Below are 21,302 nucleotides of genomic sequence, written 5' to 3' on the forward strand. Positions count from 1 at the left end.
GAGGCGTTCCGAAGAACTGTACGCTGCGGTACAGTGATCGACTATCTGAGTCAGCTGACATCTACCAATCGACTGCACGCGGAAGCCAAGACGATGAGCTGAGCATCTTAACTAGCCCTGACTCAACATGCGCAGTCGTCGGCTCATTACGCATGGAACAGCCAGAGAGGATCCCTCATCGTCTCGTTGACTGCGGTAGCGCTCGTCTCGGTCGTCGCGTTGGTGTCGCCGCTCAGCGTCAGGTTGCTCCGATTGCCTTTGCCAGCGATCGTGCTTGAGATTCTTCTCGGCGTCATCGTCGGTCCACAGATTCTGGGCTGGGTGCACATGGACGCCGCGCTCCAGGTGTTGTCGACGATCGGTTTGAGTTTCCTCCTGTTGCTCGCCGGGCTGGAGATCGACGTCCGCCAGCTGAGAGGGCCTGTGCTGCGGCGCGCCTCGGGCGCCTTCGTGGTGTCGTTCGTCCTCGCGGTGGCCGTGGGTGCAGGCCTGGGAATTTTGGGTCTCGCTCGGTCGCCGGTGCTGATGGCCGTGATCCTCTCGGCAACCGGACTCGGCATCATCCTTCCGGTCCTGAAGGACGCGGGAATCGTCGAGACCCGGGCAGGGCAAGTCATCGTGGCCGGTGCGTCGATTGCCGAGATCGTGCCCATTATTCTTCTCTCCCTATTGTTCTCCGAAGACACGTCGGCAGGGTTGGGGGTTAAGCTGACGCTGCTGGCGGCGTTTCTCGGCTTCACCGGTGCCGTCATCGTCGTCGTTCTCGGCCTGGAGCGTGCCCACACCGTCTGCAAGACGCTACTCGACCTGCAGGACACCACCGCCGAGATTCGAGTCCGCGGAACCGTCGCGCTGCTATTGGTCTTCGCCTCTCTCGCAACGGCATTCGGCCTCGAGTCAATCCTGGGGGCGTTCCTCGCCGGGGCGGCGTTGACTCTGCTCGATCGCGATGACGACATGACCCACACCCAGTTCTATACCAAGCTGCATGCGGTCGGATTTGGTGTCTTCATCCCGTTCTTCTTCGTCGCCACCGGGGTGTCACTCGACGTTCGGGCCCTCGTTGACCAGGTTTCGTCCTTGGCCAAGATCCCTGTCTTCCTCGTCGCCCTTCTGGTCGTGCGAGCCTTACCGGCCATCTTCTACCGTCCGCTGCTCGGCCATCGCCGCGACGTTGTGGCCGTAGGTCTGCTGCAGGCCACCTCGCTGAGCATTCCGGTGGTGGCCGGGGGGATCGGCGTGGAACTGGGCCTGATGCAACCGGCCAACTACGCAGCGTTAGTCGCCGCGGGGTTGTTGTCAGTCATCGCCTTTCCACGACTGGCCGTCCTGCTGCTGGCACGGGGTGCGAAGGAAACAGAACTGCCGGGCGTCCGTGCAAGCGATAGCCTCACGGGCGGTCGCTGCCCGCCCGTGGAGCCAAGTCGCGAAGGCGATGACCGTCCGCATCCCGGCCCGTGACAACGTGTGAAAGACTCCCCGGCGTCTCCGGACGCGTTGCCGGCGAGAGATCTGAAATCAGGTCCGTTAGCTACTAGCGAATTCGGCACAGAACGTGGAGTGACCACATTTACGGCGGCATCGCGGATCGCGACCAACGGCAGCGATTCTCGTCTATCTCATGTGAAGTGGCGTCGGCCGGCGGCGACCAATCGACGCCGCGGTCGCCTTCGCCATCTTCGTGGGCTGCAATGCGTCGATTCAGAACGGAAACGACCGCATCTTGCTCGTGCTGGTCTTGTGCGCCCCATTGCAGCGGCGGTGAGGCACTTCCGCGCGAGGCCGCAGTTCCGTCGCGTCACGAGATCGGGCTCCTCGAACGACGAGAAGAAACCACCATCATACCGGGCACTGAACGTTCGCAGCGGCGAGCAGAATCTAAGCGGTCACGTGTCGGGTTGCAGACGGTCGTGTTCGTCCCCGGGGGAAGCCGTCCATCCGCGGAACGTGTCGAGCAGGCGTTCTCGGAAGCTCTCGTCGAATTGATCGGGCGGAATGCGCCCCAGGGTGCTGATCGTCGACCGGAACTGTTCGAGGTAGTTGGTGCAGCCGTCACATTCCATTAGGTGTACGTCGAACCGAGCGGCGACGACGGGATCGAGCACACCATCGAGGTAGTCGGTCACCAGTTCGACGAGTTGTTCGCAGATGATCTCGTCGGTGTTCATGCCATCGTCCCAAGGTAGTTTTCCAGCTCCTGGCGGACTACGGCTCTGCCGCGGTGCAACAGGACCCTCTGGTTGACGGCGCTGATGTCCAACATCTGGCATACCTCCTCGGAAGTGAACCCCTGTACGTCCCGCAGAGTGACCACCTCACGCTGGCGCGTCGGCAACTGGCGCAGAGCCGCGGTCGCGACTCGTGTGAGTTCCCCGCTGAGCAGCGATCCCTCGGGCGTGTCCGGGAACGGGGCGGGTGGTTCCTTCCAGTGACCGGGCAGGGGATCGCCGGCGTCGCGGAATCGGTCCGGGTCAACGGTGCCGCCGGTCATGACGCGCACGGCGGTGTCGGTGTGACGGCGCTCAGCCAGGCCGTGCTTCTTGGCGACGTTGATCAGGATGGTGAAGATCCACGTCCGTAGCGACGCTCGGCCCTCGAATTTGTCGATGCCCCTGAAGACTGCGATCCACGTCTCCTGTACGACGTCCTCGGCCAGCTCGCGGCTGGACACGTATCCGCGCGCTACCCGTTGCATTGAGGACCCGTAGAGGTCGAGCAGCTTGCTGAAGGCTTCCGGATCGCCGTTGCGCAGTTGGTCGGCCAAAGATGCTGCGCCCACCGGTTCCTGCATGTCGGCATCCCCTCGTCGGCGGCGAGTGAGCGACCGCGTGCCCCGGTCGTCGCGCCCTGGCCACCACGTCGCCAGTGCACAGCACAGTAGTTGGCATATGTCGGGACGTATGCCTGATGGTCATGAATAGGGACGAGGCTTGCCGCTGGCCGGGTCATACAGATGTGTGTCGAGCCACCCGCAACTCGTTACAGGCACCGGGTTGCGGAATATGCTTCGGACTCGCCGCCTCCCTGGCGAGGTGGTGCTTTCCGAATGTACGGCTAAGTACAGCGTGCTGTGAAGCGATCGCATGGCACCACTCGCTGGACCGGCGACGAGTTCACACGGACTCCAGACCGGTGCTGTCGTTCGACGAGTGAAGTCCGACTGGCCGAGACGCTATCGTGGGACAGATGGCAGCAACGCGGGCGCCCGAGAAGGCGGCAAGGGGCGAGAGCCCAAAGCCGTCGCTGTCCCCGCGAGGGCTGCGCAGCCGTGCAGCTATCGTCGACGCAGCCGCGACCATGATGCGTCAAAGTGGTGTGGCGTCGACCAGCCTCGATGACGTTCTGGCGGCCGCGGGCTGCGGTAAGTCGCAGCTGTACCACTACTTCGACGACAGGGCCGACCTCATTCGGGCGGTCATCGACCGCCAGGTCGAACTCATCTTGACCGCCCAACCGGCGATTCATCACGCCAACTCCTGGGCCGGTCTGAAGCGGTGGGCTGATCAGGTGGTGGAGAGCCATCGTGTCCTTGATGGGCCGTTCGCCTGCCCGCTCGGGACGATGGCCGCTGAATTGAAGAACGATCCCGCATATCTTCCACACCTGGACGCCGCCTTCCGGCGATGGGAGGAGCCGCTGGCGCGCGGCCTGGAAGTCATGCGCGAGAGGGGTCAGCTGGCACGGCAATCAGATCCTGAGAGATTGGCCCAATCACTGGTCGCCGCCGTACAGGGCGGATTGATGATGGCCCAAATACCGGACTGTAGGCACAATGTCCTGTGTAGTACAGTTCATCCGCAATCGTTGCATGCCTAGGGAGGCGCATGAGCACCTCAACCAAAATGGTCTTCCGTGGCAGTAGCGGAGAGCTAGCCGGCAAGCTAGAGATGCCGATTGGCGCCCCGAAAGCCTGGGCTCTGTTCGCGCACTGCTTCACCTGCGGCAAGGACAACGTTGCAGCAGGCCGGATCTCGCGTGCGCTGGCGCGTCAGGGTATCGCGGTACTGCGATTCGACTTCACCGGTTTGGGAGAGTCCGAAGGCGACTTCGCGGCGACCAGCTTCAGTTCCAACGTCGAGGACTTGGTCTGCGCCGCCGAACATCTCCGAGACCGGTTCAGTGCCCCAGCGGTGCTGATCGGGCATTCGCTGGGCGGAGCGGCAGTGTTGGCAGCCGCACCGCAGATCCCCGACGTTCGCGGAGTCGTCACCATCGGTGCACCGGCTGACCCCTTCCACGTCATCGGATTGCTGGGCGACGTGACACCCGTCGTCGAAGAGGGCGAAGCCACGGTGTCGCTTGGGGGTCGACTGTTTCAGGTGCGTCGCCAATTTCTCGACGACATCGCGATGCAACCTCAGTGCGAGCGGATCTCCGCTCTCGATGCCGCGCTGCTGGTCATGCATTCCCCGAGCGACGAAGTGGTGTCTGTGAACAACGCGCGGATCATCTTCGACACTGCGCGGCATCCGAAGTCGTTCATTGCGCTCGACGGCGCCGATCACCTTCTCGGCAATCGAGCTGACGCTGACTACGCGGCGAACGTCCTTGCCGCCTGGTCGAGTAAGTACGTAACGGCTTACACGACGACCGCCGACCTGAACGCCGATGACGCGGCTGAGGATGCGGTGCGAGTCGCTGAGAGCGGACCCGGCAGACTCACCCAGCAGATCAGTGCGCGCCGGCATCGGCTGACGGCAGACGAACCGCACCCCGTCGGCGACGACGCCGGCCCGACGCCGTATGACTTGCTCCTGGCCGCGCTCGGCGCCTGTACGTCGATGACGGTGCGGATGTACGCCGATCGGAAGCAGTGGCCGCTCGAAGGCATCGTCGTCGATTCGCACCACTCCCGCATCCACGCCGAGGATTGCGCCGAATGCGAGACCGCCACGGGGATGATCGACCGGATCGAACGCGACATCACCCTCATCGGCCCGCTCGACGCTGACCAACGCGCCAAGCTGCTCGCCATCGCCGACCGATGCCCGGTGCATCGCACCCTGCGTTCCGAAGTGTCCATTCATACCGCTGAAGCACGAGCAGACGAAGACAAAGGCTGACATGACTCAAGATTCAGAATTCGACGTAGTGGTCATCGGCGGTGGCCCCGGCGGCTCCTCGGCGGCGCAATACCTCGTATCCGAAGGGCTCGAGGTGGCACTCGTGGAGGAACGCCTCATCGGCGGCGAGTGCCACTACTGGGCTTGCAATCCGACCAAGGCGCTTCTGCGTCCGATCGAGGTGCTGGCCCTGGCGAAGGCTGTTCCCGGCGTACGGGAAGCCGTGGGGTCGGGCCAGCTCGACGCCGCCGCCGTCTTCGCCAAGCGCGATGCCATCGTCGACCATCTCAACGATGGGGGCGTGACCGCTGAGCTGCAGCAGAGTGGCCTCACGGTAATCCACGCCCACGGCCGACTCGGCGGCCCCCGTGAGGTCACTGTCACCCACCCCGACAACCGCGAGGAAACCGTCCGAGCGCGTCAGGCGGTCGTGCTCGCCACCGGTACCCGCCCCACCATCCCGGACGTCCCGGGACTCGCTGAGGCGCGCCCCTGGACCAACCGCGATCTCGCGAACATGACGCACGTGCCACCACGAACCCTGATCCTCGGCGGCGGCGTCGTCGGTGTCGAGTTCGCCACCATACTGGCCGGCCTGGGCTCCAATGTCACCCTGCTCGCACGCGGCGACACCTTGCTGCGCAATTCCGAGACCGTCGCCAGCGAGATGGTGACCGAGTCGTTGCGGCGCAAAGGCGTAGACCTTCGCTTCCAAGCTCAGCTTTCGAGCGTGACCCGACCCGTAGCGGGCGGCACCGTCAGTGCCACCGTCGGCGACCAGGACATCAAGGTCGACGAGATCGTCGTAGCCGCCGGACGGATCGTCAACACCGATGACCTTGGCTTGGAAACCGTTGGGTTGCGTCCCGGGGAGTTTGTAGCCGTGGACGACCATTTGCACGCACTCGGAGTGGACGACACCTGGCTGTACGCGATGGGCGACACCACCGGGCGCGCACTCTTATCGCACCTGTCGCAATACCACGCAGTCGTCGTCGCCGACATCATCGCCGCCCGCGCGCGAGGCCGCCAACTCGGCGCCGACGAACTCATCGCACGCGACCCACACAACCTTCCCCAGGTCGTCTACACCGACCCCCAGGTCGTCGAAGTGGGCCGCACTGAAAACCAAGCGCGCGCAGACGGCTTCGCGGTCACGACGACCGTCGCGCGTTACCCGGAAGCCGTACCCGACCTCGCCATCTTCCGCGACGGCTTCGACGCCTGGGCGAAACTGGTCATCGACGCCGACACCGATACCCTGCTCGGCGCAACCTTCGTCGGACCCGAGTTCGCCGAACTCGCCCAAGCGGCCACACTCGCTGTCGTCGCCAAAGTGCCGATCGAGACACTCCGCCACGTCGTTGCGCCACACCCGTCGGTCAACCAGGTATGGAACCCCCTTCTTGCCCGACGACGGTCCGGTTCACATGGTCCGCCGTGAACGCGAAGCACCTGATGGAAAGCGGATTCGGTAACCGTCGCGGCGACAGCGACTCACGGTTGCCGCCGGGCCAGACGCTCGTCGACGACTGGCCGGCCCTGACGGCCGGCCTGACCCCGATATCGGGGCGCCCGATCTTGTTCGACCCGACGCAAACGACGGATCGTTTTGAGAGCCAAGCCGGAGCACCAGAGCCACTTGATCACCTACCCAACGGCTACACGTGCGACTTTATGCGCCCGCATTGGGTTCTCCCGAGGCGATTGAGGGGGAGGCACCGGCCTAGCGGCGGCAGATGCGTCGCGTGCGCGGCTTCGACTGCGCAATCGACACGAAATACTCAGGCGAACGGAACCTTCGGGGACAGACTGTACGGACGTAAAGCACGAGGACGCGGTGCGGCTGATAAAGGGAAGAGACGATATTCAATGAAGATAGTAAGCGGATTGGTCGGCATCGTTGCTGGCACACTGTTCGCTGCCGTGGTCGGTCTTGCTGGACCAGCACAGGCTGACGATCGCGGTGTCGGTAACAGTGGACGCGACAGAGACTCGAACTATTACGGCCGTGACCGCAGCAACAACCCGTGGATCAACCAATTGGTTCCGACGGTGAAGGTCCCACAGGTTGATACGCGTGTGCGCAACTGATCAGCAGATTCATCCTGGGGTCGCTACACTGCGCGTGCCGTCGTGTAGCCAACTCAACCGAGTTAACCGGCGGCGGTTGAGATAGTAATGAAACGTTCCTCTTCACGCTCAGCACGCGCGGCCACGCACTAGATCATCAGCCGGGCCACCTCGGCAGGGTCGCGACGCGACTATGGATTGCTCCGAATCACTGGCCTGAGTTGTGGCGCAACATAATCGGCTAGAGTCCGCCCCACAGCAGATACCTGCTGGCCACCGAAAACATTCTAGAAACCAACCCCCCGCACCTCACCTGGGTCGGCCGATGGGTCGAGGCTCGGGCAAAAGATAGCCCTCATGTTGCTCAAACCGTACCGGGCAGTACACTTTGATGCGTGCCTGCGTTTGAATATGCCAGACCCTCAGTGAGATTCGTCGAACCGCACTGGGGCGGCACGGTGAATATCGACTTGGCGGTGAAGGGGCGCGATCGACGCGGGCCAGCATTTCCGACACACCGACGTAGTCGACGCCCAGGCTCTGGACGTTCCGCGCCTTCACGGAGTGACCGCGATGCGTGGCTTATTCGTCACCGAGATCCGCAACGCAGCGACGATGCACTCGAATCACGTTCCGCTAGTTCATCTGCAACATGCCACTCTGAGCACAAATGTCGGAGGCGGCTGCTCACTCGCATGTCACGACCCGCTGCCGGAGGTCCGCTGACACGACATCATCGTGTAACGAAAGCCCAATTCGCGCGTACGAGTGAACCGCACACCGGAGTCGTGGCGTGACCATCGAACGGCACCGATTGTTCCTACTGCGCCACGGCGAGACCGAGTGGTCGGCCAACGGGCGGCACACCGGGACCACTGACCTCGAACTCACCGACGTCGGCCGAGATCAGGCTCGGCTGGCCACCGAAGCGCTCGCCGCTCTACAGCTGACGGACCCGCTGGTACTTAGCAGCCCAAGACGTCGGGCGCTAGTAACCGCTGAGCTGGCGGGGTTGACAGTCAGCAAGATCACCCCCCTTCTCGCCGAGTGGGACTACGGCGATTACGAGGGGCTGACGACGCCGCAGATCCGCGAGACCGTTTCCGGCTGGACGGTGTGGACGCATGGCAGCCCCGGCGGGGAAAGCGTCTCCGACGTAACGGTGCGCGCCGACCGCGCCGTCGCACTGGCCCTGTCGCATATCGGCTCCCGCGATATCGTGTTCGTCGGCCACGGTCACTTTTCCCGCTCGATACTGATGCGGTGGATGGAGATGCCAGTCAGCGATGGGATTCGCGTGTCGATGGCTCCCGCGTCGATCGCGGTGTGCGGTTTCGAGCACGGCATGCGCCAGATCGCAGCCCTGGGGCTGACTGGTCACCCGAATCCGTGTCTGCCGGAGTGACGGGCGCGGGCGTGCAAGCGTCGAGATGATCTCGCCAGCCGGAACTATCAACCCCCGAACCCTGCCTGTCTACGGCTACGACCTGTTCGCATCCTGCCGGCCCGGCCAATGTGCTGTCGATGACTGGACAGGAGAATTGACGATAGGAAGCAGCATCCCGCTATCGCAATTGTACGTTTTCCGAGAATTCTCACTTGCACAGCATTTGGGCGACGGCTTCTGTCATGCGGAGGCGCACAACCGCAACAAAGTTGATAGTGCACGACGACACACGTCGGTTCGGTCGCGGCCCGGGACCATATGCGCGAGCGTACAGCCGCCCACCGCCCCAATCCGGTTTCCCCGCAGAACGGCGTCTGCCAGTGGGCGCATCCGTCGATGCCCCTCGACCGAGCCATCGAGTCGCTACGAATCCTGTAATGCGGCGACGAGGACATCGGTTCGCATTATAAGTCCGCACGACGTACTGTACTGTTCAGTACAGCCCGCGAACGTACTGCGTGGTACGGTTTGGCTGCATTGGCATCAATCTTGAATGTGCACCGCCACAAACTTCATCGCTAGATCGGGACTTGTTGTCACAGTGCTTGAGTGGAGGCAGTTTGGTGAGCATCAGAAGCGTCACACGGTGACGCGCATGCTCAGCCCGGCCCCATCGAGCATTTGCTGGACGCGGCCATACAAGCCGCATGACCTCTCGTCGACGCTTTGGAGGACCCTGAACCGACGCCCTGCTGGTCAGTCTGCGTGTCCGCCGTCTGTTGCCCTTCACCACCCCGGCTGTCGGTGAGTCGGCCGTCGCGTTCCATTTCGGCGGCGGTCTGGGAAAGTTTCGTGTCAAAGCCATTGCGCCGCTGGTTCTTCCTTCTGGTGACCCGCCAACTTGAGACAGGTCGGGTCGCATTCCTCAGACCGATAGAGTCAAATTGCCTACAGTCGTTAGGATTCGATGACCACGCTCGATGAGCCTGATATCTCTTGACCCGGCCAAAAAGCGCGACGGACACAGGGGTCGACCCATCGCAGATGCTGGACACCAATACGGTTCCTGAAATCGCTACAGTTACTAGCCGAAATCCGTTCCCGCCCATCGCCGACTACGCCTTCCTGTCGGACTGCGAGACCACGTGTCTGATCTCATCCACCGGGTCGGTGGAATGGCTGTGCGTGCCTAGACCGGACTCACCTAGCGTATTCGGCGCACTCCTTGACCGATCTGCCGGCCATTTCAGGGTCGGCCCCAAAGGGGTATCGGTTCCGGCTGCACGCCGCTATCTGCCGGGCAGCCTCATCCTGGAAACCACCTGGCAGACCCACACAGGATGGCTCATCGTGCGCGACGCGCTGGTGATGGGTCCCTGGCATGACGTGGGCTCGCGGTCACCCACCCACCGCCGCACCCCGATGGACTGGGACGCCGAGCACACCCTGCTGCGCACCGTGCGATGCGTCAGCGGCACCGTCGACCTGGTGGTGAACTGCGCCCCGTCATTCGACTACCACCGGGTCGGCGCCCGCTGGGAATACTGCGGGCCCGCTTACGGCGAGGCAATCGCTTCGGCCCAAGATGATCCCGACACGCACCCGAGGCTCAGGCTCACGACCAATCTGCGGTTGGGTATTGAGGGCCGCGAAGCCCACGCGCGTACCCGAATGAAAGAGGGCGACAACGTGTTTGTCGCATTGTCCTGGTCGGAACCGCCGCCCCCGCCACGTTATGAGCAAGCCGCCGACAAAATGTGGAAGACCGGCGACATGTGGCGGGAATGGATCAATTCGGGGAACTTTCCGGATCACCCGTGGCGGACATATCTACAACGCAGCGCGCTGACGCTGAAAGGGCTGACGTACGCCCCCACCGGCGCGCTGCTGGCGGCGAGCACCACGTCATTACCAGAAACGCCACGCGGCGAACGCAATTGGGACTATCGCTACGCGTGGGTGCGCGATTCGACGTTCGCGCTGTGGGGTCTGTACACGCTGGGCCTGGACCGGGAGGCGGACGACTTCTTCTCGTTCATCGCCGAGGTGTCCTGCGCGAACGGCGATGAACACCGTCCCTTGCAAGTGATGTACGGCGTCGGCGGGGAGCGGGCACTGGTCGAGGAGGAGCTCACTCATCTGACGGGATATGACGGGGCTCGCCCGGTGCGGGTCGGCAACGGCGCCTACAACCAGGACCAGCATGACATCTGGGGCACGATCCTCGACTCGGTGTATCTGCATGCCAAGTCACGCGATGACATACCAGAAACATTGTGGCTCATGCTCATACAACAGGTCGAGGAGGCAATAAAGCACTGGCGCGACCCGGACCGCGGCATCTGGGAAGTCCGCGGCGAACCCCAGCACTTCACGTCGTCGAAGATCATGTGCTGGGTCGCGCTGGACCGTGGGGCGAAACTGGCCGAGATTCGCGGTGAACAGGCCTACGTGCAGAAATGGCGCCCGATCGCCGAGGAAGTCCGGGCCGACGTCTTGAAGAACGGCGTCGATTCCCGAGGTGTGCTCGTTCAGCGCTACGGCTCCGACGCGCTAGACGCGGCGCTGCTGCTGGCCGTGCTGCTCCGCTTCCTGCCCGCCGACGACCCGAGGATGCGTGCCACCGTGCTGGCGATCGCCGATGAGCTCACCGAAGACGGCCTGGTGCTGCGCTACCGCGTCGAGGAGACCGACGATGGATTGCACGGTGAGGAAGGCGCATTCGTCATCTGCTCGTTCTGGTTGGTCTCGGCGCTGGTGGAGATTGGTGAGATCACCCGCGCCAGGCAGCTGTGTGAACGGCTGCTGTCGTTTGCCAGTCCGCTCAACCTCTACGCCGAGGAGATCCAGCCGCGCACCGGCCGGCATCTGGGCAACTTCCCCCAAGCGTTCACGCACCTGGCATTGATCAACGCCGTAGTGCACGTCATCCGGTCCCAAGAAGCATCAGACAGCGCCGGAGTATTCCTCCCCGCCGCACCGACCTAGACGACTCATCACCACCGCCGGGCCGACCACGCTACAGACCACGGAGTGAAGAAAAGAGACCAATGAGCACCCCAGGTGAACACGGACCCCAACGGACCACTCCTCGAGCTCTCTCAGTGGTTGATCTGGTGGGTGTTAACACTTCTGTTGGTGCACAGTCTAATTCATGTGGACCCGACGTTGATACCGTCATGATCAACATGATTCGGGCGTCGCGCAGCCATCCTGAATGCCGACGACAAAGGGCGTGGAGGCCGACTTCCATGCCCCCGCCACTGTCTACAACAGTTTCGCCTCGAGCATTACCGCCCGCGGCGACCAGCCCCTGCGGGCGTGGGACACGACGTTCGAGGGCCACCGCAAGGCCTTCCCCGACCTGACCCGTGAGGAACTGCACGCCGACGAGCCACCGACCCACCGACGCCGACCCACGAAGAGGACTTCATATGCCAGATTCACCGTTGCGTGTTCGCCCCGCTTATGCCGCTCTCGCCGAACACCACGCCAGGATCGGGAACCGCCATCTACGTGACCTGTTCGCCGACGACCCCGATCGCGGCGAATGGTTCAACGCCGAGGCGGCTGGGCTCTATCTGGACTATTCCAAGAACCGCATCACCGATGAAACCGTCGATCTTCTAGTGGAGTTGGCCCAGCAGTGCGGTCTCGAGGAGCGTCGCGACTCGATGTTCGCCGGGATGCCGATCAACGTGTCCGAGAACCGTGCGGTTCTGCATGTGGCACTGCGTATGCCGAAAGACGCCGCGTTGATCGTCGACGGGGTCGACGTGGTCGCCCAGGTGCACGACGTCTTGGACCGGATGGCCGAGTTCGCCACGAAGATCCGCTCGGGTGACTGGAAAGGCCATACCGGCAAGCCGATTCGCAACATCGTCAACATCGGCATCGGTGGTTCCGACCTGGGCCCGGTGATGGCCTACGAGGCGCTGCGCCACTACACCGAGCGCAATCTGACATTCCGGTTCGTCTCCAACGTGGACTCGACGGACTTCGCGGAAGCCACCAGGGACCTGTCGGCAGAAGAGACGCTGTTCATCGTGTCGTCAAAGACGTTCACGACCCTGGAAACCCTGACTAATGCCACCTCAGCGAGGGATTGGGTGCTCGGCCAGCTGGGCGACGAGTCCGCGATCGCCAAGCACTTCGTGGCCGTCTCGACGAACGCCGAGCGAGTGTCGCAGTTCGGGATCGACACCGCGAACATGTTCGGCTTCTGGGACTGGGTCGGGGGTCGGTATTCGATGGATTCGGCCATCGGCCTGTCCACGATGGTGGCACTCGGGCCTGATCAGTTCAACGAAATGTTGGCCGGTTTGCACGCGATGGACGAACACTTCCGCACCACGCCGCTGCCTCGAAACCTCCCTGTGCTCATGGGCCTGCTCACTGTGTGGTACGTGGAATTCTTTGGGGCCTCTGCGGTCGGCGTGATGCCGTACGACCAGTACCTCAAGCGTTTTCCCGCGTATCTGCAGCAGCTGACGATGGAGTCCAACGGCAAGCACGTCACCCTCGATGGCACGGTTGTGGACTTCCAGACCGGCCCGCTGTACTGGGGTGAGCCTGGCACTAACGGCCAGCACAGCTTTTACCAGCTGATCCACCAGGGAACTTCGCTGATACCGGTTGACCTCATCGGCTTCGCGCAGGGCCTCAACCCCCTGGGCGACCACCACGACATCTTGTCGTCGAATGTCCTCGCCCAGGCCCAGGCACTCGCCTTCGGTAAAACCGCGGGGGAGGTTCGCGCGGAAGGGACTCCCGAGGCGGTGGTGCCGCACCGGGTCATGGAGGGAAACCGTCCGACCAATGTGTTGCTGGCGCAGGTGTTGACCCCCCACATCCTCGGCGCACTGGTGGCGCTCTACGAGCACAGCGTGTTCACGCAGGGAACCATCTGGGGCATTAACTCTTTCGACCAATGGGGCGTCGAGCTAGGCAAGGCACTGGCCGTGGCGATCCTGCCGGGGTTGCAGAGCGATGCCGAACCCGAACTCGACCACGACTCGTCGACCAACAAGCTGATCCGGCGCTACCGATCACTCAAGTGAGAAAGAAGAACATGGCAACTGGCACATCAATGCAGCTGGGTATGGTCGGGCTAGGCCGGATGGGCTCCAACCTCGTTCGGCGCCTGATCCGCGACGGGCACCGCTGCGTTGTCTACGACGTCAACCCCGACGCGGTCGAGAAGCTCGAGACAGACGACGGGGCGACCGGGGCCGCATCACTGGCGGACCTCGTCGAGAAGCTGGAACAGCCCCGGACAGTGTGGCTGATGCTGCCAGCGGCCATCGTCGACTCGACCCTCGACGACCTCGTCCCCCTGTTGGAGCCCGGTGACACGGTCATCGACGGCGGCAACTCCTACTATCGCGACGACATCACCCGGGCCAAGCAGCTGGTGACCCAGGCCATTCACTACGTGGACTGCGGCACCAGCGGCGGGGTGTGGGGACTCGATCGCGGCTACTGCTTGATGATCGGCGGGGAATCCGAAGTCGTGAACCGACTCGACCCAATCTTCAAGACGATCGCCCCCGGCGCCGGATCCGCCGAGCCGACCTTGGGCCGTGACAGCCGCGCCGGCACCGCCGCCGACGGGTACCTGCACTGCGGGCCAAGTGGGGCAGGGCATTTCGTGAAGATGGTCCACAATGGGGTCGAATACGGAATGATGGCCGCGATCGCCGAGGGCCTCAGCATCATCAAGCACGCCGACGCCGGCAAGGCAACCCAAGCCGTGAACGCGGAGACCACCCCGCTGCGCGACCCGTGGGCCTATCAATACGACATCGACATCGCCGAGGTGGCCGAGGTCTGGCGGCGCGGATCGGTGGTCGGATCATGGCTGGTCGACCTGGTCGCCAACGCGCTGGCCCGCTCACCCGAACTCGACGAATTCAGCGGGCGGGTATCCGACTCCGGCGAAGGCCGGTGGACGGTCCTCGCCGCAGTGGACGAGGGTGTTCCGGCTCCTGTCATCACGACCTCACTCTTCGAGCGATTCGAGTCCCGACAACTCGGCAACTTCACCGACAAGATCGTGTCAGCCATGCGCAGCGAATTCGGCGGCCATGCCGAACAGAAGTAGATCCACCCACCAGTCCGTCGCACACGCGACACATCCATCTGGAGACCGCATTGTGAAAGTCGATCGGGGACAAATGATTTGCCATCGAGGAGTGAGCTTGTGACCACAGTGGAAGAGATCTCGGCCCTCACCGAACCGCACCATCCCGAAGACTGGGCCGACGTCGACTCAGTCGCCGTCGACACGGTGCGCGTGCTGGCGGCAGACGCGGTTCAGAAGGTCGGCAACGGCCACCCCGGCACTGCAATGAGCCTGGCGCCGTTGGCGTACACGCTGTTCCAGCGGCAAATGCGGCACGACCCGTCCGACGTCCACTGGCTCGGCCGCGACCGGTTCATCCTGTCCTGCGGCCACAGCAGCCTCACGCTGTACATCCAGCTCTACCTCGGCGGATTCGGGCTCGAGCTCGAAGACATCGAGTCGTTGCGGACCTGGAAGTCGAAGACTCCCGGTCACCCGGAGTTCCGGCACACCAAGGGCGTCGAGATCACCACCGGCCCGCTCGGCCAGGGCCTGGCGTCGGCGGTCGGGATGGCGATGGCGGCCCGCTACGAGCGGGGCCTGTTCGATCCCGACGCCGCCCCCGGCACCAGCCCGTTCGACCACTTCGTCTACGTGATCGCCTCCGACGGCGACATGGAAGAAGGCGTCACCAGCGAGGCGTCGTCGCTGGCGGGCACCCAGGAGCTCGGCAATCTGATCGTGTTCTACGACCACAATCAGATCTCGATCGAGCATGACACCAATATCGCGCTGTCCGAGGATGTTCCGGCCCGCTACCGGGCTTACGGCTGGCATGTCCAAGAGGTTCAGGGCGGCGAGAACGTCACCGGCATCGAGGAAGCCATCGAAGCGGCGAAAGCCGTCACCGACAAGCCGTCGTTCATCTCGGTGCGCACGATCATCGGCTATCCCGCCCCCACCAAGATGAACACCGGCGGTGTGCACGGCTCGGCTCTCGGCGACGAGGAAGTGGCCGCCACCAAGGAGATCCTCGGTTTCGACCCGGAGAAGACCTTCGAGGTGCGCGACGAGGTCATCGAGCACACCCGCAAGCTGGTGGACCGGGGCCGGGAAGCCCACGAGAAGTGGCAGCCGGAATTCGACGCCTGGGCCGAGCATGAGCCCGAGCGCAAGAAGCTGCTCGACCGCCTGCTCGCCGGGGAGTTGCCCGACGGCTGGGACGTCGACGTGACCTACTGGGAACCCGGATCCAAGGCGCTGGCCACCCGCGCGGCCTTCGGCCAGGTGCTCAACGACGTGGCGTCGAAACTGCCCGAATTGTGGGGCGGCTCGGCCGACCTGGCGGGCAGCAACAACACCACCATCGAGGGCGTGAAATCGTTTGGCCCTCGGTCAATTTCGACGAAGGACTACACCGCCGACCCGTACGGCCGGGTGCTGCACTTCGGCATCCGCGAGCACGCGATGGGTTCGATCCTGTCGGGCATCGTGTTGCACGGACCGACCCGCGCGTTTGGTGGAACTTTCTTGCAGTTCTCCGACTACATGCGCGGCGCGGTCCGGCTGGCGTCGCTTATGGACATCAACACCATCTACATCTGGACGCACGACTCCATCGGGCTCGGTGAGGACGGTCCCACCCATCAGCCGGTCGAACACCTGGCCGCGCTGCGCGCAATTCCGAACCTGTCCGTGGTGCGTCCCGGCGATGCCAACGAAACCGCGTACGCCTGGCGCAACATCATTGCGCGGGGCAACGGCAGCGGGCCAGCTGGCTTCATCTTGACCCGGCAGGGGATCCCGGTGCTGGAAGGAACGAATTACGAGGGTGTCAGCAAGGGCGGATACGTCCTCGGTGGCGGCAATCCGGCCGACGACGCCGACGTGATCATCATCGGGACCGGTTCGGAGCTGCAGTTGGCGGTGGAGGCGAAGAAGTTGTTGGCGGAGAAAAACATCACCGCCTACGTCGTCTCCATGCCGTGCGTCGAGTGGTTCGAGAGCCAGCCTAAGGAGTACCGCGACAGCGTGCTACCTCCCCAGGTGTCGGCCCGTGTCGCGGTCGAAGCGGCAGTGGCGATGAGCTGGCACAAGCTGGTCGGCGGCTCTGGCGAGATCGTGTCGATCGAGCACTACGGCGAATCCGCCGACGACAAGACCCTGTTCCGAGAATTCGGGTTCACCCCCGAAGCCGTCGCCGCCGCCGCGGAACGCTCGATCGCCAACTAGTTCTGACCGACCACCAGCTGACACTGATAACTAGAGGATGAGACAAGCGAAATGACACAGAATTCCAACCTGGCGGCCCTGAGCGCTGCCGGGGTTTCGGTATGGCTCGACGACCTGTCCCGCGACCGGTTGAAATCGGGCAACCTGATCGAACTGCGCGATACCAAGAGCATTGTCGGCGTCACCACCAACCCGTCGATCTTCCAGGCCGCCCTGTCCAAGGGCAACGCCTACGACGAGCAGATCGCCGAACTCGCCGAGCGCGGCGCCGACGTCGACGCCACCATCCGTACCGTCACCACCGACGACGTCCGCAACGCCTGCGACGTTTTCGCCGAGATCTACAAGAGTTCCGGCGGCGTCGACGGCCGGGTCTCCATCGAGGTCGACCCACGCCTGGCCCATGACACCGACAAGACGATCCAGCAGGCCATCGAGCTCTGGAAGATCGTCGACCGGCCCAACGTGCTGATCAAGATTCCCGCGACCGAGCAGGGTCTGCCCGCCATCACCGCGGTCATCGCGGAAGGCATCTCGGTCAACGTCACGCTGATCTTCTCCGTCGAGCGGCACAAGTTGGTCATGACCGCGTACCTCAAGGGCCTGGAGAAGGCCAAGGAGGCCGGACATGACCTCTCGAAGATCCATTCGGTGGCGTCGTTCTTCGTCTCCCGCGTGGACTCCGAGATCGACGCCCGGCTGGAGAAGATCGGCACTGAGGAGGCGCTGGCGCTACGTGGTCAGGCCGGCGTCGCCAACGCCCGGCTCGCGTACGCCGCCTACGAAGAGGTCTTCGTGGGGGGTGCGGAGTTCGAGGTGCTGAAAGCCGATGGTGCACTGGTGCAGCGGCCGCTGTGGGCTTCGACGGGCGTGAAGAATCCCGGCTACTCCGACACCTTGTATGTCACCGAGCTGGTCGGGCCGAACACCGTCAACACCATGCCCGAGAAGACGATGGATGCGGTCGCCGACCACGGCGTCGTCACCGGCGACACCCTGACCGGTACCGCGGGCCCGTCCCAGGAGATGTTCGACAAACTCGAGGCCGTCGGTATCGATCTCACCGATGTGTTCATCGTGCTGGAGAACGAGGGCGTCGACAAGTTCGAGAAGTCCTGGCAGGAGCTTCTCGAGGCCACCCAAGGTCAGCTCGACGAGAAGAAATGACCGACACCGCCACCACCGCTTGGGTAAACCCTTTGCGGGACACGCGTGATAAGCGGATGCCCCGGATCGCAGGCCCGTGCGGAGTGGTGATCTTCGGTGTCACCGGCGATCTCGCCACCAAGAAGCTGATGCCTGCGATCTACGACCTGGCCAATCGTGGGTTGCTGCCGCCGACGTTCGCCCTGATCGGGTTCGCCCGGCGCGACTGGGCGGATCAGGATTTCGCCAAGATTGTGCATGACGCGGTGCAGGCGCACGCGCGCACACCGTTTCGGCAGGAGGTCTGGGACCGACTCAACGAGGGCATCCGCTTCGTGCAGGGCGCGTTCGACGATGAGGCGTCGTTCGCCTCGTTGAAGGAGACGCTGGACGAGCTCGATGCCGAGCGCGGTACCGGCGGCAATCACGCGTTCTACCTGTCGGTTCCGCCGAAGGCTTTCCCGACGGTGTGTAAGCAGCTCTCCAGGTCTGGCCTAGCTCGGCCGGAAGGCGGCCGCTGGAGTCGCGTGGTGATTGAGAAGCCGTTCGGGCACGACTTGGAGAGCGCGAAGTCCCTCAATTACGTGGTCAACAGCGCCTTCCCGGAAGAGTCGGTGTTCCGAATCGACCACTATCTGGGAAAGGAGACGGTGCAGAATATCCTCGCGTTGCGGTTCGCCAACCAGCTGTTCGACCCGATCTGGAATGCCCACTACGTCGATCACGTCCAGATCACCATGGCGGAGGACATCGGTCTAGGGGGCCGCGGCGGCTATTTTGACGGTGTCGGCTCGGCACGGGATGTCATCCAGAACCACCTGACCCAACTGCTCGCGCTGACCGCGATGGAAGAGCCCGTCAGCTTCAGCCCGGCTGAACTTCAGGCCGAAAAGATCAAAGTGCTCTCAGCGACACGACTGGTGGAACCGTTGGACGAGAATACCTCTCGCGGCCAATACACCGCAGGCTGGCAGGGCGGCGAGAAGGTGATCGGGCTGCTCGAGGAGGAGAGGTTTTCCAAGACCTCCACCACCGAGACCTTCGCTGCCATCACCCTCGAGGTCGACACCCGCCGCTGGGCCGGCGTGCCGTTCTACTTGCGGACAGGAAAACGCCTGGGCCGCAGAGTCACTGAGATCGCCCTGGTCTTCAAGCGGGCTCCGCACCTGCCGTTCGATGCGACGATGACCGATGAGCTCGGCAAGAACGCGCTGGTGATCAGGGTGCAGCCCGACGAGGGCGTCACGCTGCGGTTCGGTTCGAAGGTGCCCGGCCATTCGATGGAAGTCCGCGATGTAAATATGGATTTCTCTTACGGGTCGGCGTTCGCCGAGGACTCCCCGGAAGCCTACGAGCGGCTGATCCTGGATGTCCTGCTCGGCGAGCCGTCGTTGTTCCCGGTCAACCAGGAGGTCGAATTATCGTGGGAGATACTGGATCCCGCGCTCGAATACTGGGCTGCCCATGGGAGACCCGACCCGTATGAGTCCGGTGACTGGGGACCCGGTTCGGCGTTCGAGATGCTGCGCCGGACCGGCCGGGAATGGCGGAGGCCCTGATGAGCGGTTGCGCGAAGAATCGAGGACACCGATGATCGTCGAGCTGGAAGCCACCAACACCAACGCGATCAACAAGCGACTGGACGCACTGCGCCAGGAGGGTGGCGCGTTCACCTTGGCCAGGGTGCTCACCCTGGTCATCGCACCCGATAGCGAGGCTGACCTCGAGGAGTCCATCGAGGCCGCCAACTCCGCGAGCCGCGAGCACCCGTGCCGGGTGATCGTCGCACTCCCAGTGAACAGGGATGCCGCCGAGGCGAAACTCGATGCACAGATCCGGGTCGGCCACGACGCCGGCGCCGGCGAAGTCGTCGTGCTTAAGCTGTCCGGACCGTTGGCCGCGCAGGCCAGTAGCACCGTGACCCCGTTCCTACTGCCCGACACCCCGGTGGTGGTCTGGTGGCCGGGTCTCGCCCCGCGGGCGCCCGCACAGGACCCGTTGGGGCAGTTGGCGATCCGGCGGATCACCGATGCAACCTTCGGCGTCGACCCGCTGGCCTGCATCAAGAGCAGACTGGGGGGTTACACGGCCGGGGACACCGACCTGGCCTGGAGCCGGATCACCTACTGGCGGGCGATGCTCACCTCAGCGCTGGACCACGGCCCACACGAACCGGTTGAGTCCGCACTGGTCTCCGGCCGCAAGGAGGAACCCGCACTGGACATTCTGGCGGGCTGGCTGGCCAGCCGCATCGACGGCCCCGTCCAACGCACGGTCGGCGACCTCAAAATCGAACTGGTCCGCCCCAGCGAGACCATCACACTGAGTCGCCCCCAGCAAGGGGTCACCGCCACCCTGAGCCGGACCGCCAAACCCGACGCCAAACTTCCGCTGGCGCGTAGAGAGACCCGCGACTGCTTGGCCGAGGATATGCGCAGGCTCGATGCCGACGAAATCTACCTCGATGCCCTACGGGGCATAGACAAGGTGCAGTACACATGAATCCAATGATCGAAATATACTCCCACACAGATGAATTGGTGATGCCGCCGGCGACCGGGTGATCGCGTCAGAGCAATTTTGCGAAGCCACTACCGGGTAGCCGTGAACGACAAAGTCGAGCTTTCGGCCGGGTCGCCACTCGGCGCGAGAGCTGCCTGACCGGCCAGGGTGTAGGTGAGCAGCATCAACGCCCCCTTATGCGAGGAATTGTCGTAGACCCGCTCCAAGCTGGGGCAGAGCTGGTCATCAAATCGCGCAGCGGGCGTTGCCTTGCGGACAGATCTACGATGGACACCGCTCTCGGGCAGCGGCGCCTCCGAGTCAGCTCCCTCGGAGCTGATGACGCGATCATGTCCGGCGGTCGGCCGTTCATGCCGTGCTGATACGTTCACGCCCACGTAGCTGCGATCGCCTTCCGTCGTCGCGATGCGTGTCGGCTGGTTTCGGCAACGATTGCCGGTGTGCAGTCATCATCGCGCGGCGTCCTACGCGTCGGGATCCTGACGAGCCGCAGCTTGTGGTTGCGCACTGATGAGCTCCAAGCCAAGATCGCGCAGCCGGTCGAGGAGTCCGTACAGCTCGGATTGGTCTCGGACCTCGCCGGTGAACACCGTGTCGACCGCACCCGCCTGCATGGTCATCCCTTCCATCGCCGCGGCCAGTCGCGCGGTCAAGCGACCGCGAACACAGATCTGGTACACCATTGGCTCCACGTTGACCTTCCGCGCGTCATCTGGTGATCCATCGTTTACCGTCGCGGGGTGAGTGGTCATCGCCCGGCGATGGAACTCACCCGGGTGAGAGCGCCCAGTACGTTTAGCATCGCGCGGGACCG

Annotated in this window: 15 protein-coding genes and 1 pseudogene; 12 read left to right on the forward strand and 4 right to left on the reverse strand. The window is 63.6% G+C overall.

Annotated features, from left to right (window positions below):
* Positions 1-186: 186 nt before the first annotated feature.
* Positions 187-1,461: a cation:proton antiporter gene (locus tag AOT83_RS23880; RefSeq protein ID WP_070943285.1), complete on the forward strand. Its 1,275-nt coding sequence runs from the start codon at positions 187-189 to the stop codon at positions 1,459-1,461.
* Positions 1,462-1,886: 425 nt separating this feature from the next.
* Here AOT83_RS23880 and AOT83_RS23885 read toward each other — a convergent pair whose 3' ends face one another.
* The gene (locus tag AOT83_RS23885; protein WP_198530388.1) at positions 1,887-2,168 is read right to left on the reverse strand and encodes a zf-HC2 domain-containing protein; all 282 of its coding nucleotides are present in this window, start codon (positions 2,166-2,168) and stop codon (positions 1,887-1,889) included.
* A complete protein-coding gene (locus AOT83_RS23890; RefSeq protein ID WP_057963639.1) occupies positions 2,165-2,791 on the reverse strand; it encodes a sigma-70 family RNA polymerase sigma factor in 627 nt (208 codons plus the stop codon). Before AOT83_RS23890 ends, AOT83_RS23885 begins: the two co-directional genes overlap by 4 nt.
* Before the next feature lie 395 nt (positions 2,792-3,186).
* Here AOT83_RS23890 and AOT83_RS23895 point away from each other — a divergent pair, with 395 nt between their 5' ends.
* The 11 genes and pseudogenes from AOT83_RS23895 (at position 3,187) to opcA (ending at position 20,467) form a co-directional block, all read left to right on the forward strand.
* Positions 3,187-3,816: a TetR/AcrR family transcriptional regulator gene (locus tag AOT83_RS23895; protein WP_057963640.1), complete on the forward strand. Its 630-nt coding sequence runs from the start codon at positions 3,187-3,189 to the stop codon at positions 3,814-3,816.
* An 8-nt stretch (positions 3,817-3,824) separates the two neighbouring features.
* A complete protein-coding gene (locus AOT83_RS23900; RefSeq protein ID WP_057963641.1) occupies positions 3,825-5,063 on the forward strand; it encodes a bifunctional alpha/beta hydrolase/OsmC family protein in 1,239 nt (412 codons plus the stop codon).
* A gap of 1 nt (position 5,064) precedes the next feature.
* Complete coding sequence (locus tag AOT83_RS23905; protein ID WP_057963642.1) at positions 5,065-6,507, forward strand: NAD(P)/FAD-dependent oxidoreductase; 1,443 nt, start codon at positions 5,065-5,067, stop codon at positions 6,505-6,507.
* Between the two features lie 1,422 nt (positions 6,508-7,929).
* Positions 7,930-8,541, forward strand: coding sequence for an acid phosphatase (locus AOT83_RS23915; protein WP_057963644.1), 612 nt, complete (start codon positions 7,930-7,932; stop codon positions 8,539-8,541).
* A 1,071-nt stretch (positions 8,542-9,612) separates the two neighbouring features.
* Positions 9,613-11,511: pseudogene (locus tag AOT83_RS23920) on the forward strand (glycoside hydrolase family 15 protein); the annotation flags it as partial.
* A gap of 461 nt (positions 11,512-11,972) precedes the next feature.
* Positions 11,973-13,583: a glucose-6-phosphate isomerase gene (pgi, locus tag AOT83_RS23925; RefSeq protein WP_198530389.1), complete on the forward strand. Its 1,611-nt coding sequence runs from the start codon at positions 11,973-11,975 to the stop codon at positions 13,581-13,583.
* Positions 13,584-13,612: 29 nt separating this feature from the next.
* Positions 13,613-14,626 carry a phosphogluconate dehydrogenase (NAD(+)-dependent, decarboxylating) gene (gene gnd / locus AOT83_RS23930; RefSeq protein ID WP_198530390.1) on the forward strand — a complete coding sequence of 338 codons (1,014 nt, stop codon included), beginning with the start codon at positions 13,613-13,615 and terminating at the stop codon, positions 14,624-14,626.
* Positions 14,627-14,725: 99 nt separating this feature from the next.
* The gene (gene tkt, locus AOT83_RS23935) at positions 14,726-16,819 is read left to right on the forward strand and encodes a transketolase (RefSeq protein ID WP_057963647.1); all 2,094 of its coding nucleotides are present in this window, start codon (positions 14,726-14,728) and stop codon (positions 16,817-16,819) included.
* A gap of 51 nt (positions 16,820-16,870) precedes the next feature.
* Positions 16,871-17,986: a transaldolase gene (gene tal / locus AOT83_RS23940; protein WP_057963648.1), complete on the forward strand. Its 1,116-nt coding sequence runs from the start codon at positions 16,871-16,873 to the stop codon at positions 17,984-17,986.
* Complete coding sequence (zwf, locus tag AOT83_RS23945; protein WP_057963649.1) at positions 17,983-19,524, forward strand: glucose-6-phosphate dehydrogenase; 1,542 nt, start codon at positions 17,983-17,985, stop codon at positions 19,522-19,524. Before tal ends, zwf begins: the two co-directional genes overlap by 4 nt.
* A gap of 31 nt (positions 19,525-19,555) precedes the next feature.
* Positions 19,556-20,467 carry a glucose-6-phosphate dehydrogenase assembly protein OpcA gene (gene opcA, locus AOT83_RS23950; protein ID WP_057963650.1) on the forward strand — a complete coding sequence of 304 codons (912 nt, stop codon included), beginning with the start codon at positions 19,556-19,558 and terminating at the stop codon, positions 20,465-20,467.
* Between the two features lie 89 nt (positions 20,468-20,556).
* Here opcA and AOT83_RS23955 read toward each other — a convergent pair whose 3' ends face one another.
* Together AOT83_RS23955 and AOT83_RS23960 are read right to left on the reverse strand one after the other, a co-directional pair.
* Positions 20,557-20,859: a hypothetical protein gene (locus AOT83_RS23955; RefSeq protein ID WP_057990363.1), complete on the reverse strand. Its 303-nt coding sequence runs from the start codon at positions 20,857-20,859 to the stop codon at positions 20,557-20,559.
* A 93-nt stretch (positions 20,860-20,952) separates the two neighbouring features.
* On the reverse strand, positions 20,953-21,240 hold the full coding sequence (locus AOT83_RS23960) for a hypothetical protein (RefSeq protein ID WP_057963652.1): 288 nt from the start codon (positions 21,238-21,240) through the stop codon (positions 20,953-20,955).
* Positions 21,241-21,302 lie beyond the last annotated feature (62 nt).

This window comes from Mycobacteroides sp. H001 (assembly GCF_001440005.1).
Lineage (GTDB): Bacteria > Actinomycetota > Actinomycetes > Mycobacteriales > Mycobacteriaceae > Mycobacterium > Mycobacterium gwanakae.